This is a genomic window from Streptomyces sp. NPDC007863 (genome assembly GCF_040633895.1).
Classification (GTDB): Bacteria; Actinomycetota; Actinomycetes; order Streptomycetales; family Streptomycetaceae; genus Streptomyces.
The window spans coordinates 57,985-71,991 of record NZ_JBEYEI010000023.1 but is presented as its reverse complement, the minus strand read 5'-3'; the positions used below and the strand labels follow the sequence as shown (position 1 = coordinate 71,991).

The 14,007-nt window shown below is 73.4% G+C and carries 14 protein-coding genes; 7 read left to right on the top strand and 7 right to left on the bottom strand.

From position 1 onward, the window contains the following. Positions 1 to 12: 12 nt before the first annotated feature. Together ABZ621_RS31000 and ABZ621_RS30995 are read right to left on the bottom strand one after the other, a co-directional pair. Positions 13 to 1,704, bottom strand: coding sequence for an amidohydrolase (locus tag ABZ621_RS31000; protein ID WP_360609758.1), 1,692 nt, complete (start codon positions 1,702 to 1,704; stop codon positions 13 to 15). 62 nt (positions 1,705 to 1,766) lie between these two features. Continuing rightward, positions 1,767 to 3,167 (bottom strand): cytosine permease, encoded by a 1,401-nt coding sequence (locus tag ABZ621_RS30995; protein WP_360609757.1) that lies wholly within the window; start codon positions 3,165 to 3,167, stop codon positions 1,767 to 1,769. 185 nt (positions 3,168 to 3,352) lie between these two features. Here ABZ621_RS30995 and ABZ621_RS30990 point away from each other — a divergent pair, with 185 nt between their 5' ends. Beyond that, positions 3,353 to 3,958, top strand: a complete 606-nt coding sequence (locus ABZ621_RS30990) for a TetR/AcrR family transcriptional regulator (RefSeq protein WP_360609756.1) — start codon at positions 3,353 to 3,355, stop codon at positions 3,956 to 3,958. Between the two features lie 56 nt (positions 3,959 to 4,014). Here the strand turns inward: ABZ621_RS30990 and ABZ621_RS30985 are convergent, their stop codons facing one another. Further along, on the bottom strand, positions 4,015 to 4,224 hold the full coding sequence (locus ABZ621_RS30985; protein WP_360609755.1) for a hypothetical protein: 210 nt from the start codon (positions 4,222 to 4,224) through the stop codon (positions 4,015 to 4,017). Between the two features lie 138 nt (positions 4,225 to 4,362). On the opposite strand from ABZ621_RS30985, the gene ABZ621_RS30980 reads away from it, so the two are divergent. Next, the gene (locus ABZ621_RS30980) at positions 4,363 to 4,560 is read left to right on the top strand and encodes a hypothetical protein (protein ID WP_360609754.1); all 198 of its coding nucleotides are present in this window, start codon (positions 4,363 to 4,365) and stop codon (positions 4,558 to 4,560) included. Positions 4,561 to 5,069: 509 nt separating this feature from the next. Here the strand turns inward: ABZ621_RS30980 and ABZ621_RS30975 are convergent. Further along, positions 5,070 to 6,557, bottom strand: coding sequence for an NAD(P)/FAD-dependent oxidoreductase (locus ABZ621_RS30975; protein ID WP_360609753.1), 1,488 nt, complete (start codon positions 6,555 to 6,557; stop codon positions 5,070 to 5,072). Positions 6,558 to 6,734: 177 nt separating this feature from the next. Between ABZ621_RS30975 and trxA the strand changes: the two genes are divergently transcribed. After that, entirely contained in the window at positions 6,735 to 7,109 is a 375-nt protein-coding gene (trxA, locus tag ABZ621_RS30970; protein ID WP_360609752.1) for a thioredoxin, read from the top strand. Between the two features lie 84 nt (positions 7,110 to 7,193). Here trxA and ABZ621_RS30965 read toward each other — a convergent pair whose 3' ends face one another. Next, a complete protein-coding gene (locus tag ABZ621_RS30965; RefSeq protein ID WP_360609751.1) occupies positions 7,194 to 8,381 on the bottom strand; it encodes a thiolase family protein in 1,188 nt (395 codons plus the stop codon). 158 nt (positions 8,382 to 8,539) lie between these two features. On the opposite strand from ABZ621_RS30965, the gene ABZ621_RS30960 reads away from it, so the two are divergent. Then, a complete protein-coding gene (locus tag ABZ621_RS30960; RefSeq protein ID WP_360609750.1) occupies positions 8,540 to 9,139 on the top strand; it encodes a hypothetical protein in 600 nt (199 codons plus the stop codon). A gap of 92 nt (positions 9,140 to 9,231) precedes the next feature. Here the strand turns inward: ABZ621_RS30960 and ABZ621_RS30955 are convergent, their stop codons facing one another. Both ABZ621_RS30955 and ABZ621_RS30950 read right to left on the bottom strand, forming a co-directional pair. Then, positions 9,232 to 9,501, bottom strand: coding sequence for a hypothetical protein (locus ABZ621_RS30955; protein WP_360609749.1), 270 nt, complete (start codon positions 9,499 to 9,501; stop codon positions 9,232 to 9,234). Positions 9,502 to 9,518: 17 nt separating this feature from the next. Beyond that, a complete protein-coding gene (locus ABZ621_RS30950; RefSeq protein ID WP_360609748.1) occupies positions 9,519 to 10,565 on the bottom strand; it encodes a LacI family DNA-binding transcriptional regulator in 1,047 nt (348 codons plus the stop codon). A gap of 156 nt (positions 10,566 to 10,721) precedes the next feature. Between ABZ621_RS30950 and ABZ621_RS30945 the strand changes: the two genes are divergently transcribed. The 3 genes from ABZ621_RS30945 to ABZ621_RS30935 all read left to right on the top strand — a co-directional run bounded on the left by ABZ621_RS30945 (position 10,722) and on the right by ABZ621_RS30935 (position 13,912). Continuing rightward, positions 10,722 to 12,104, top strand: a complete 1,383-nt coding sequence (locus ABZ621_RS30945) for an MFS transporter (protein WP_360609747.1) — start codon at positions 10,722 to 10,724, stop codon at positions 12,102 to 12,104. Positions 12,105 to 12,183: 79 nt separating this feature from the next. Then, positions 12,184 to 12,387: a hypothetical protein gene (locus ABZ621_RS30940; RefSeq protein ID WP_189951754.1), complete on the top strand. Its 204-nt coding sequence runs from the start codon at positions 12,184 to 12,186 to the stop codon at positions 12,385 to 12,387. A gap of 94 nt (positions 12,388 to 12,481) precedes the next feature. Then, the gene (locus ABZ621_RS30935; protein WP_360609746.1) at positions 12,482 to 13,912 is read left to right on the top strand and encodes an SPFH domain-containing protein; all 1,431 of its coding nucleotides are present in this window, start codon (positions 12,482 to 12,484) and stop codon (positions 13,910 to 13,912) included. Positions 13,913 to 14,007 lie beyond the last annotated feature (95 nt).

Below are 14,007 nucleotides of genomic sequence, written 5' to 3'. Positions count from 1 at the left end.
GTACGGGAGGACTCATCCCGCGGAGGTCTCCGCCCGCTCCACCACCACTTCGCCGCCCACGACCACCGTCTCGGCGACCGTACCGGGGATCTCCTCCGGGGTGACGCGCAGGATGTCGCGGGAGAGGACGACGAAGTCGGCGAGTTTGCCGACGGTGAGCGAGCCGCGCTCGTGCTCCAGGAAGTTCGCGTACGCCGAGCCCATCGTGTAGCCCTCGACGGCTTCGGCGACGGTGAGGGCCTGGTCCGCCGTCCAGGGCTCGCCTCCGGCGAGCGGGCGGCGGGTGACGGCGGCGTGGATGCCGACCATGGGGTCCATCTCGGCGACGTTCCAGTCGCTGGAGAGGGCGAGGACGGCGCCCGCGTCGCGCAGGTCGCGGAGCGGCCAGGCCTTGTGCCAGCGGTCGGGGCCGATGTTCTCCGCCCAGTCCTGGCCCGGTCCCGCGATGTCGGGGGCGGCGTGCCGGGGCTGCATGCAGGCGACGACGCCGAGTTCGGCGAAGCGCGGGGTGTCGGCCGGGTCGAGGCACTCGACGTGGACGACCTGGTGGCGGGCGTCGCGCGGACCGTTGGCCACGCGCGCGTGGGCGATGGCGTCGAGGACCGTGCGGATGCCGCGGTCGCCGGTGGCGTGCACGAAGCACTGGAAGCCGCGGGCGTCGAGGCGGGTGAGCAGCTCGGCGAACTCCTCCGGCGGGTAGAAGGTCTCGCCCCGGTGGTGGGCGCAGCCCGCGTAGGGCTCCAGGAGGGCGGCGGTGCGGGGTTCGACGACGTCGTCGATGTAGAGCTTGAGCGGGCCGACGCGGAAGCGGTCGTCGGAGTGTTCGGCGGCCGCCGTCTCGAAGGCGTCGAGGTCGGCGTCGGTGGTGCCGCGGGGATGGAAGAGGGCGGCGACGATCCGGGAGCGGAGTCGGCCCTCGGCACGCGCGCGTGCGAAGAGGGTGAGGTCGTCGAGGGAGTTCTGGGGTTCGACGACGGTGGTGATGCCGAAGCGGATGGCGTCGTCGAGGCTGCGGGCGAGACGGCCGTACTGGCGGTCGGGCGAGGCCCAGGGGACGCCGAGGGCGCGCAGGGCGCGGTGGCCGTCGCGGGACAGGCCCTTGACCGCGAAGTCCTTGACGAAGCCGGTGGGTTCGCCGGTGGCGGGGTCGGTGACGGCGCGCCCGAAGGGCAGGTCGGTGTGGTCGCGGTCGACGCCGAGGGCGCGCAGGGCGGCGGTGTTGAGCCAGGCGATGTGGACGTCGTAGCTGAGGACGAGGGCGGGGGTGGTGCCGGTGGCGGGGTCGAGGTCGGCGGCGGTGGGCATGCGGCCGCCGGGGATCGCGGAGTAGTCGAAGGCCTCGGCCTCGATCCAGGGGGCGTCGGGGTGGGCGGTGTGCCAGGCCCGCACGCGCGCGTGGATCTCGTCGAGGGTGCGGGCGCCGGCGAGCTGGACGCAGGCGTCGTCGGAGCCGAGGCGCACGTGGTTGTGGGCGTCGACGAAGCCGGGCAGGACGAGGCGTCCGCCGGCGTCGAGGACGCGGGTGCCGGGGCCGGTCCAGGCCGCGGCGTCCGCGTCGGCGCCGAGCCAGACGATCCGCCCGTCCCGTACGGCCATCGCCTCCGCCTCGGGCAGGGCGGGGTCCACGGTGTGGACGCGGGCGCCGGTGAGGAGCAGGTCGGCGGGGGCGGGCGTGGAGGGGTGCGCGGGGGTGGTGCCGTTCATGCGGGGTGCGTTCCTTGTCGTACGGGTGGGGGCGGCGGCGGTCGCGGGCGCGGCGGGTCCGGTCAGGCGGCCGGGTGCGGGGTGGCGGTGCGGCGGGCCAGGAGGACGTACACGAGCGCGGCGACGGGCGCTCCGAGGAGCGTGAGGTCGGCGCCGCCGAGTGGCGCGACGAGGGGACCTGTCCAGAGGGCGGAGTCGCAGGTGAGGGCGGAGAAGAGGCCACCGGCGAGGAGGGCGGCGGCGCCGGCGGGGTGCCAGCCGGACCGGTACCAGTAGGCGCCGCCGGGGTCGGTGCGGTGCAGGGCCTCGGAGTCGTACCGGCAGCGGCGCAGGACCATGTCGGCGAGGAAGACGCCGCCCCAAGGGGCGAAGACGATGATCAGGAGGGAGAGGAAGGAGAGGAGGGAGGTGGTGAAGTCGGTGAGGAACAGGGCGCCGAGGGAGCCGGCGGCGGTCACGGCGGCGCTGACGGCGAGGGCGCGGGCGCGGTTCCAGGGGATGCCGAGGACCTGGAGGTTGAGGCTGGAGGAGTAGAGGGTGATGACGGAGTTGGTGACGGAGCCGCCGAGGACGAGGGCGAGGAAGACCGGCCGGAACCAGCCGGGCAGCAGGCTCTCGGCGACGGCGTCGGTCATGTCCGTGCGCGTGGCGGCGGCGACGCCCGCGACGCCGAGGGCGACGGAGGAGAGGAAGCCGCCGAGGGCGCCGCTGACGGTGACGGCGCGCAGGCTGGTGGTGCGGGGCAGGTAGCGGGTGTAGTCGGCGGGCATCGGGAGGTACGAGAACGGGCCGGCCAGCATCACCACGAACGCGAGGCTCCAGCCGGCGGCGCCGGGCCCGCTCGCGGGGGCGGCGGTGTCGGCGCCGGGCACGAGGAGGACGACGAGGATGCCGAAGCCGACGGCGAGGACGTAGGCCATCCAGCGCTCGGCGAACTGGACGGTGGCGTGGCCCCAGAAGGAGATCGCGAAGGTCAGGGCGAGGGTGACGGCGAGCGCCAGGGCGCGGGGCGCGGCGCCACCGTCCCAGCCGAGGGCGGCGAGGAAGGCCTCCAGGGCGAGGGTGCCGACGACGGTGTTGACGACCGTGTAGCCGATGCTGACGACCCAGTTGAGCGCGCCGGCGGGGCGGTTGCCGCGGGGGCCGAAGGCGGCGCGGGAGAGGACGAGGGTGGCCGTGCCGGTGCGGACGCCGCCGAGGCCCGCGGCTCCGATGGCGAGGAAGGAGAGGCCGCCGATCACGACGACGGCGGTGGCCTGCCAGAAGGAGAGGCCGAAGGCGACGGCGAGGGCGCCGTTGATGACGTAGGTGAAGGTGAGGTTCGAGCCGAACCAGACCCAGAAGACGTCCTTGGCGTTGCCGTGGCGCTCGGCGTCGGGGATGGGGTCGATGCCGTGCTCCTCGACCTGGAAGACCTCGTCCCGGGTGGCGGTCAGTGGTGCCGCCGTCTCGTGGTCGAGCACATCACGCTCCTCTGCCTGGATCTTGAATGACGTTCTAAGTTCTTGAATGGCATTCAAGATGAGTGAAAGGTTCCGGCCACGTCAAGACCCCGGCGGAGATCCGGTTAAGGTCGATGCGGTACGAGGATCCGCGGCCGGTGGCCGCGGGGTGGCCGGGCGAGGGAACGGAACGGGGTGCGGCGACGATGGCAGGGGCGGCACGGCGGCGCGACGGACACGTCACCCAGGAGCGGATGCTGGAGGAGGCCATGGCGGCGATCGCCGAGGACGGCCTCGCCTCCCTCACCATGTCCGCCCTGGCCGAACGGCTCGGCACCAGCGGCGGCCACATCCTGTACTACTTCGGATCCAAGGACCGGCTGCTGCTCGCCGCGCTGCGCTGGAGCGAGGCCGCGCTCGCCGAGGAACGCAGGGCGCTGCTCGACCGCCGGACCGGCGCCGAGCGGAAACTCGACGACTTCCTCCGCCTCTATCTGCCGCGCGGTCCGCGCGATCCGCGTTGGACGCTGTGGATCGAACTCTGGGCCAGGACCGCGGGCAACCCCGAACTCCGCGACGCCCAGCGGGAACTGGACGGCGACTGGCAGCGCGATCTGGAGTCCCTGCTCGCCGCGGGCGCGGCCCGCGGCCGCTTCGCCCCGCTCGACGCGGCCGCCCGCGCCTCGGAACTGCTCGCCCTCCTCGACGGCCTGAGCACACGGGTCGTCCTCGGGCAGGACTCCGCTCCCGGCGCCCGCCCCGCCCTGGAGTCCGCCCGCGCCGCGGCGGCCCTGCTCGTACCTCGCGCCTGAGCCTACGGGCCAACGGGCCGACGGGCCGACGGGCCGACGGGCCGACGGGCGACTGTTCAGCCTGTGGCCGGCTCCACGGGGTCGAACGGCCAGGCCGGCGCGTCGGGGTGACGTTCCATCTGCTCCGCGTACCAGATCATCTGCTCCGTGTGGAGCATCGGCCGCGACAACCGCGCCACCGCCGGATACGAGGCCGCGAGCGCACCCGCCACGAGCAGCGCCGCCTCGGCGTCCGAGGCCGGATCACCCGGGCGCTCGTGCGGCACGCCGTACCACTCGGCGACGGCGGGCAGCGAACGGCCGCCGGGCCGGTAGCGGTCGACGTGCCTGTCCAGGATCAGCGGATCGCAGATCGGGGCGACGCCTCCGCTCTCCGCGAGCCGGTCGGCGAGGGGGGTGAGTCCGTGGCGGAGCAGTTCGGCGTGGAGGGTCGACAGGACGTGCGGGGCGTACCAGACGACGAGGAGTTCGCGGCTCGCGAGGTGGTCGGCGAGGAGGGTGGCGAGCTCTTCCAGGGCTTGGGCGGGTGGGGAGGGCTGGATCTTGGATCCAGCATCCGGATAGTGAAGATCGGATCCAACATCTGGATCCCGGAGCTGTGATCCGGAGTCCGGATCCTGGTGGGTGGATCCAACGGTGGGATCCGGGATCCTGGATGCTGGATCCGAATCTTGGAGATTGGATCCAGGATCCCGATCCTGGAGGCGGAAGCCGGGCTTCGGTTGCTGGAGACTCGGTCCCGGATCCGGATCCGGGAGTTCGGATCCGGGATCCGAACTCCGAGGGCTGAAGCTGGATTTCGGATCCTGGAGGTTGGATCCAAGATCCAGTACCCAGTCTCGCGCCGTCCCGTCACTCCCCCGCACCGCCGCCCCCGTGATCCGGTCCCTCTCCGGCCGGTTCCCGGTGGATCCAATATCCAGGGACAGCAGCCGTCGACGATGCCACCCCGAGTGGTCGCCCCGCGCCGGTGGCCCCGGCGCGGGAGCGTGCTCGCGGTGGTAGACGTCCCAGCCGCGTCGGCCGCGCCGGAGGAGTCCGGCGCCGGCCGGGACCGGGGCGCCGCAGTGGGCGCAGGGGGCGTCGTAGGCGTTGGTGTGGGAGTCGGGGTTCACGCCGGGTCGGCGCCGTCCCGGTAGGCCTCCAGGAGACGGAGCCAGACTTCGCTGAGCGTGGGGTACGAGGGGACGGCGTGCCACAGGCGGGAGACGGGGACCTCGGCGGTGACGGCGATGGTGGCGGCGTGGAGGAGTTCGCCGACGGCGGGGCCGACGAAGGTGGCGCCGAGGAGCACCTCGCGGTCGAGGTCGACGACGAGCCGGGCGCGGCCTCGGTAGCCGTGGGCGTAGAGGCCCGCGCCGGCGACGGAGCTCATCTCGACGTCGACGGCGCGGACCCGGTGTCCGGCGCGTTCGGCCTCGGCGAGGCTCAGGCCGACGGCCGCGGCCTCCGGGTCGCAGAAGACCACCTGGGGGACGGCGGCGTGGTCGGCGGTGGCGGCGCGCGGCCCCCAGGGCGCGGCGTCCGGGAGCGGAGTGCCGGACGCGCGGGCGGCGATCGCGGCGCCGGCGATGCGGGCCTGGTACTTGCCCTGGTGGGTGAGGAGGGCCCGGTGGTTGACGTCGCCGACGGCGTAGAGCCAGTCGGTTCCCTCGACGAGGAGGCTGTCGTCGACGTCGAGCCAGGAGCCGGGTTCCAGACCGATGGTCTCCAGGCCGATGGACTCGGTGCGCGGGGCGCGACCGGTGGCGAAGAGGACCTCGTCGCCCTCGACGGTGTCGCCGCCCTCCAGGACCACGGTGACGGGGCCGCTGCCCCCGTCCCGTACGACCGCCTCGACGCCGGTGCCGGTGAGGACGTCGGCGCCGCGCGCCCGCAGGGCCTCGGCGACGCGTTCGCCGACGAAGGGCTCCATGCGGGGGAGCAGCCGGTCGCCGCGTACCAGCATCGTCACGTGGGAGCCGAGGGCGTGCCAGGCGGTGGCCATCTCGACGCCGACGACGCCTCCGCCGACGACGATCAGCCGGCCCGGCACCCGGTCGGCGCTGGTCGCCTCGCGGCTGGTCCAGGGCCGGGCACCGGAGAGCCCGGGCAGCGGGGGCAGGACGGCGCGGCTGCCGGTGCACACGGCCACGGCGTGCCGGGCGGTCAGGACGTGGTGCTCGCCCTCGAATCCGTCGACGACGACGCGGCGGGGCCCGGCCACACGCCCGTGCCCGCGGTAGACGCGTGCCCCGATCGAGTCCAGCCAGTCGACCTGCCCGTCGTCCTTCCAGTGCCCGACGGTCTCGTCGCGGTGCGCGAAGACCTCCAGGGCGTCCAGAGGTCCGTAGACCGCCTCGCGCAGGCCGGGGACCTTGCGGGCGTCGGAGCGGGCGAGGACCGGGCGGAGCAGGGCCTTGCTGGGCATGCACGCCCAGTAGGAGCACTCGCCGCCCAGGAGTTCGGCCTCCACGATCGCGGCGGTCAGCCCGGCTGCCCGTACCCGGTCGACGACGTTCTCGCCGACCGGTCCCGCGCCGAGGACCACCACGTCGTACTCGTGCTCGGTGCCGTGTCCCGTCCCCCGCCCCGCTCCCGTCCCCTGGACCTCTCCCATGCCCCGACCCTTCCCCTGCCCGTTTCCGTGCTCGTTCGCGTGTTCGTTCCCCGTGGTTCGCGTCATGCGGACCAGTCTGGTGGGTAGGGGCCGGAATAGCGCGGCTCGATAGGCCGTTGTGCGGGGCGAGTCCCCAGAGGACCGTGAGGACACCACCGGAGACCGAAAGGCGGAAGCATGAGCACCATCGAGCTCACCAAGGACAACTTCGACGAGGTCGTGAGCGGCAACGAGTTCGTCCTGATCGACTTCTGGGCTTCCTGGTGCGGACCGTGCCGTCAGTTCGGCCCGGTGTACGAGGCCGCTTCCGAGCGCCACCAGGACCTGGTCTTCGCCAAGGTCGACACCGAGGCGCAGCAGGAGCTCGCGGCCGCCTTCGAGATCCGGTCGATCCCGACCCTGATGATCGTCCGGGACAACGTGGCGATCTTCGCGCAGCCCGGCGCGCTGCCCGAGGCCGCCCTGGAGGACGTCATCGGCCAGGCGCGCAAGCTGGACATGGACGAGGTCCGCAAGTCGGTCGCGGCGCAGCAGCAGGCCGCCTCCGAGTGACCTGGGCGCCCCGCGCCCGGTGAGAGCCCCCGCCCCGGCGGGGGCTCTCCCATGTCCGTACGGCTTCCCTCCCGGAGGGTGCGGTCAGCGCTCCAGGACCAGGGCCAGACCCTGGCCGACGCCGATGCAGAGGGCGGCGAGACCGGTGCCGGAGCCGGCGGCGGCGAGCTGGTGGGCGACGGAGCCGGCGAGGCGGGCACCGGAGGCGCCGAGCGGGTGGCCGAGGGCGATGGCGCCGCCGCGCGGGTTGACGATCGCGGGGTCGAGTTCCGGCCATTCGGCGAGGCAGCCGAGGGCCTGGGCGGCGAAGGCCTCGTTGAGTTCGAAGGTCGTCAGGTCGGCGAAGGACCGGTCGGCCTTGCCCAGCGCGCGCTGGACGGCGGCGACCGGCCCGAGGCCGAAGAGCTGGGGCTCGATGCCGGTGACGGCGGAGGTACGGATCCGGGCGAGCGGCTCCCGGCCGGTCTCCCGCAGGCCGTCCTCGTCGACGAGGAGGAGGGCGGCGGCTCCGTCGTTGAGCGGGGAGGCGTTGCCCGCGGTGACCGTGCCGCCGTCGGCCCTGAAGGCGGGCTTGAGGCGGCCGAGTGCCTCCAGGGAGGTGTTCTCGCGGACGCACTCGTCGCGGGTCGGCTCCGCGCCCGGGTACGGGACGACCTCGCCGTCGTACAGTCCCTTGGCCCACGCCTCGGCGGCCTTGCGGTGGCTGTCGAGGGCGAAGGCGTCCTGGACGTCGCGGCCGAGGGCGTGCTTGTCGGCGACGAGTTCGGCGCCCTCGCCCAGGGAGACGGTCCATTCGGCGGGCATCGCCGGGTTGGTCATGCGCCAGCCCAGGGTGGTCGAGTGCAGCTGCTGGTGGCCGGCGGGGAAGGCGCGCTCGGGCTTCTGGAGCACCCAGGGGGCGCGGGACATGGACTCGACGCCGCCGGCGATCGCGACGGAGGCGTCGCCGAGGGCGATCGCGCGGGCCGCCTGGATCACGGCCTCCAGGCCGGAGCCGCAGAGGCGGTTGACGGTGACCCCGGGGACGGTGACGGGCAGGCCGGCAAGGAGGACGGCCATCCTGGCGACGTCGCGGTTGTCCTCGCCGGCGCCGTTGGCGTCGCCGAAGTAGACGTCGTCGACGAGGGCCGGGTCGAGGCCGGGGGTGCGGTCGACGAGGGCCTTGACGACATGGGCGGCGAGGTCGTCCGGCCGTACGGAGGCGAGGGCGCCGCCGAACTTCCCGATGGGGGTGCGGACGGCGTCGACGATGTACACGTCGCGGATGCTCATCGGATCTCTCCCGGGTCCCGGCGGACGACTCTGTTCGCCTGGTGAAACAAGTTTCGCGCGGCTGCGCGCGCAGATTCTGGGCCCCGGCGTCCCGGCTGTCAACGGTCCATGGGGCGGTCCGCGGGCCGGGTCCATAGGCCGGCCCGTAGGCTGGTCCGGTGTTCGACCGGCTGGAGATCTCCTTTCAAGCGGTGTCCTTCGAGAGCCACCGCCTGGTGCGCCTGTGCGTCGACGGCGAGGACGTCGTCGAGGAGGGCGCGGGGCCTGGCGCCCGTGGGCTGGGCGTCGACCGGATGTTTCCCCTGGGTGCCCCCAGCCCGTTGCGGGCGACGCCCGAAGCGCGCCGCGTCGAGCTCGGCGAGCCGGACTGCACCGGCGGATGCTGCGGATTCCTCTCCGCGGTCGTGCAGCGCCACGGCGATGTCGTCCAGTGGACGGAGTGGCTGGTTCCCGACGGGGAGTCGCGCCCGCCCGAACTGGACTTCGAGGCCGACGCGTACGACGCCGAGCTGGATCGCGCCGAGGCGGAACTCCGCGCCGTCGAGGCCGCCCACGCCGCACGGGAGGCCCGTACCCCGGGAGCCGCCCGCGCCGAGGCCGAGGCGTACGTCGTCCGCGCGGCCGAGGCGGCGGGGGCACGCTTCGGCCCGGCAGCGGCCCGTTCCGTGACCCGGCTCCTCACGTGGCAGCTGGACGGCTCGACGGGCCCGGGTCGCCGGAGGGACGCGGAGGGGGCGCCGGACGACGGGAGCTGCTGACTCCCCGCCCCTCCCGCCCCTCCCGCCCCTCCCGCCTCACTCACGCCCCTCCCCGCCTCACTCACGCCCCTCGGCCCTTCCCGGCACCCCTCTCAGCGCTCCCCCGCGTCCCTCACCAGCGCCACCAGCCCGTAGTCCAGCTCGCGGCCGTCCACCAGGAGGGCTTCCACCGTGCGGGTCTCGGGGTCGATGTCGGCGGTCATGCCGTGGCCCTCGTAGATCGGGTATCCGGTCTCGCCGTACCGGCCGGTGCGCTCCACCACGGCGGAGCGCACCGCGCTGTCGGCGACGCTCGCGCCGCCCCGGTCCTCGACGTGGCCGGGGACCAGGAGGATCTCGTATCGGTTCGGGTGAGTGCTCATGAACCGACGCTAAGCGTTCAGCTGGACTCGCGCCGGACGACCCGCGAGCCCAGGAGGGGGCGGGTGCTCGTCTCGACGGCGGTGCCGTTCACGGCGCTGTCGACGAGCTCGGCCAGCTCCCCGCCCTGGAGCAGGTCGATGTGCACGGTGCTCAGCCGGGGGCGCAGGAGCCGGCCGAGGAGGAGGTCGTCGGCGCCGACGACGGCGGTCTCCTCGGGCACGGCGACGCCCGCGTCCTGGAGGGCGCGCATCAGGAGCATGGCGTACTCGTCGTTGTAGGCGAACACACCGTCGAGAGCGAGTTCCGGCCAGCGTGCGGCCAGTGCCGCGGCGGACTCCTCCGTGTACGCGAGGGGCAGGGGTACGACTCCGATGCCGGCGGCCTCGGCGGCCTGGCGGGCGCCGTCCAGGCGGGGCCCGGAGAACATGCCGAGGCCCGCCTCCTCGGGGACGACGACGCCGATCCGGCGCCGGCCCGTGGCGATGAGGTGCTCGGCGGCGACCCGGCCGACCCGCGGCTGGTCGAGGACGAGGGAGTGGGCGCCTTCCGTCGGCCGGGTCCCCACGGTGATGACGGCCTTGACGCCGGAGCGCCTGAGGATCTCCACGGCTGCGGGGGTCACCTCGACCTCGCCCACCGAGACGACGGCGGCGGGGCGCAGCTCGGCCCAGGCGCGGGCGGCGTCCTCGGGGGCGAGGCCGACGCTGCCGTACTGGACGACGGTGTAGTCGAGGCGGCGCAGGGCCCACTGGAGGTCGTTGAAGAAGTGGCTGTAGAGCGGGCCGGCGGGGACGTGCGCACTGGGGAGGACCACCATCCGGCTGTGGCCGGCGCGCAGGGTGCGGGCGGCGGCGTGGGGGACGTAGCCCAGCTCGCGGGCGGCCTCGCGGACCCGTTCGCGGGTCGGTTCGCTGATGCGGACCGCGGAGGTGTTGTTCAGGACGTAGCTGACGGTGGCCCGGGAGACGCCCGCGAGGCGCGCCACGTCGGCGCTGGTCGGCACGGTGCGGGCGGGGGTGCGGCCCGGGGTGCCGTCGGCAGGCTGTTCGATCGACTGACTCATCGCTTCGGCATCTTTCCAGAACAATCCGGCGCCAGGTCTGGCGGATGGCCGGAATCGAGTGCTACACAATGCTGACACGCGTCACTGACACGTGTCACTACCCCGAAATCATCCGCCTTCCGCCCTCTCATCGGGCGTTCTCCCCTGGAGGGCAACGTGGCCCTTTCCTCCCCCGGGACCGGCTCCGGATCCGGATCCCACACCGGATCCCACACCGGAGCCGACTCCAAGGCCGACGCCGGAGCCGCAGCCGACGCCGACGCCGGAGCCGAAGCCGGTACGGGCTCCGCCCCCGCCCCCGGTCCCGCCGGCCCCGGCTCCCCCGGCCCGCACTCCCCCGGCGGCCCCCGCCCCACCCGTGGACTGCTCCCCCTGCTGCTCCTCGGCAACAGCGCGATGTACGCCCTCTACATCGGCGTGGCGGGCATGCTGCTCGCGCTCCAGATCGAGGCCATCGACCCGGCCGGGAAGGTGGCGAACTTCGGGCTCGTCGCGGGCATATCCGCGATCTTCGCGACCGTCTTCAACCCGGTCGCGGGGGCGCTCTCCGACCGCTCCGGGCGGCGCAACCCGTGGATCCTCGGCGGCGGGCTGCTCGCCGTGCCGGTGATGCTGCTGCTCGGCAGCGTGCACACGATCCTGCTGGTCACCATCGCCTGGTGTCTCGGGCAGGCGGTGATGAACGTGTACCAGGCGGCCATCACCTCCGTCGTGCCCGACCGCGTCCCGCTCGCCTCCCGAGGCAAGGCCTCGGCGGCCGTCGGCCTCGGTCTGCCGATCGGCTCCACCATCGGCGCCCTGGTCGGCGCGGCGTACTCCGACGACTACCGGACCGGCTATCTGGTCTTCGGTGCGATCGTCGCCGTCACCTCGGTGGTCTTCACCTCGCTCGCCCGCGAGGAACGGATGCCGGCGAAGGCGCCGCTGCCGGTGAAGGAGCAGATCGCCGCCTTCGGCAGCGCGCTCAAGGACCACGACTTCCGCTGGGCGTTCATCGGCCGGGCGCTGCTCGTCCTCGGCTACTTCGCGGTGTCCGGCTTCCAGCTCTACATCCTCAAGGACCACACCGATCTGCCGGCCGGGCTCTCTGCCGAGGAGGCCGTCGCCATCCTGATGCCGGTCAACTCCGTCGCCATGGTGGTCTCGACGGTCGTCGGCGGCTGGCTGTCCGACCGCTACGACCGCCGCAAGCTGTTCGTCGGCGCCTCCGCCGCGCTGGCCGCCGGGGCGCTGCTCATCCCGGCGCTCTCCAGCAGCTGGACGGCGATGCTGGCCTTCTCGGTCGTCAACGGGCTCGGTTTCGGCTGCTACATGGCGGTGGACACGGCTCTGGTGACCATGGTGCTCCCGGCGGCGGAGGACGCGGCCCGCGACATGGGCGTGCTGAACATCGCCAACGCGGGTCCGCAGATCGTGGCGCCCTTCGTCGCCTCGGCCGTGGTGTCGATCGGCGGCGGCTACACGCCGCTGTTCCTCGTGGCGGCGGTGCTGTCGGTCCTGGGCGCCCTCGCGGTGCGGCCGATCCGCTCGGTCCGCTGATCAGCGCGGGCGGCAACCATCTCCGTGCGCGCGGGTTCTGACGTACCGTTTGGTCATGGACGAGTCGATGGAGAGCTCGATGGTGGGACTGCTCGGCCGCGTGACCGGGACCATCGGGCCCGGACTCGTCGGCGAGGTGATGCTGCGGATCCGCGGCGGGGCCGAGCACTTCCTCGCGTACGCGGCGGCCCCGAAGGAGCGGATCGAGGTCGGCACCCTGGTGACCGTCGTGGAACACCTTCCTCCGCGCACCGTCTATGTCACAGCCGTGTACGGCGTCTGACACGACGTCCGGCACAGCCGTTGAGCCGTGGCCGCCCCGGGCGCACACTCCCTTCACCGGATCCGCACGGCTCCGGTGAAGGGGGACCTTTCCCATGGGCATCGGCATTCTGGCGGGCGCCGTCGTCGGCGCGGTCGCCGTCCTGATCGTCCTGTTCAAAATGATGTGGCGGGTCGCGGAACCCAACGAGGCCCTGATCATCTCCGGTTCCAACCACAAGAACGAGGGCCTCGGCGACGGCATGGGGTTCCGCATCGTCACCGGGCGCGGCACCCTCGTGGTGCCCGGCGTGCAGGCGGTACGGAAGCTGTCGCTGGACCTCAACGAGACGCAGCTGCAAGTCGAATGCGTCACCCACCAGGGCATTCCGCTCAAGGTCCGGGGTGTGGTGATCTTCAAGGTGGGCGACGACTTCGTGTCGATCGCCAACGCGGCCCGACGCTTCCTCGACCAGCAGAAGCTGATGAGCGAGCGGGTCCACATCGTCTTCGCCGGTCATCTCCGCGCCATCGTGGGCGGGTTGACCGTCGAGGACATGATCCGTGACCGGGAGAAGCTGACCGGGCAGGCGCGTTCGGCCTGTGGCACGGAGATGGAGAAGCTCGGTCTGATCGTCGACTCGCTCCAGATCCACGAGATCGAGGACCCGACCGGCTACATCAAGAACCTCGCCGCCCCGCACGCGGCCGCCGTCCAGCGTGACGCCCGGATCGCGCAGGCGGAGGCCAACCGGCTGGCGACCGAGGCCGAGCAGCAGGCGGCGGCCCGGATGTCGGAGGCGACCCGCGACAGCGAGATCCTCCAGGCCGGTTACCAGGCCGAGCGGGACCAGGCCAGTGCCCGGGCCCGGCAGGCCGGCCCGCTCGCCGAGGCGGCCTCGCGGCAGGAGGTCGTGGTCCAGGAGACGCGGGTCGCGGAGCTGGAAGGACACCGCAAGGAGCAGCAGCTCCAGGCGGAGGTCCGCAAGCCGGCGGACGCGATGGCGTACGAGACGCGGACCCTGGCCGAGGCCGAGCGCGACGCCCGGATCTCGGCCGCGCAGGCCAAGGCGCGGGAGACCGAGCTGGCGAGCGCGGCGTCGGCGACGGCGACCCGCGTCACCGGTGAGGCCGAGGCCGCGGCGGCGCACGCCAAGGGCCTCGCGGTGGCCGAGGCCACCCGGGCCAAGGGTCTGGCCGAGGCGGAGGCGATCAAGGCGCGGGCGGCGGCCCTCGCCGAGAACCAGGAGGCCGTGGTCGCGCAGCAGCTGGCCGAACGGTGGCCGGAGATCGTCGAGGCCGGTGCCTCCGCCTTCGGGAACGTGGACCAGATGGTCCTCCTGAACGGCGCCGACGGCATGGCGGACATGTTCGCCAAGGCGCTCACCATGGGCGGTACGGGCCTCGGCCTGGCCCGTCAGCTGCTCGCCACGATGGGCCCGAACGGTTCCGAGCGCCCGGCCTCGACGGCCGTACCGGGTGCCCGGCCGGCCGCGGAGGAGGAGGTGACGACGGTCGAGATCACCGTCGGCGACGCCGACACGTGACCTGACGGTCCCCGTACGCACGCGGGCCGGGTACGACGCGCCACCGGCGTGCCGGACCCGGCCCGCGCTCCGTCTGCCGGACGTCGGGTGGCCGC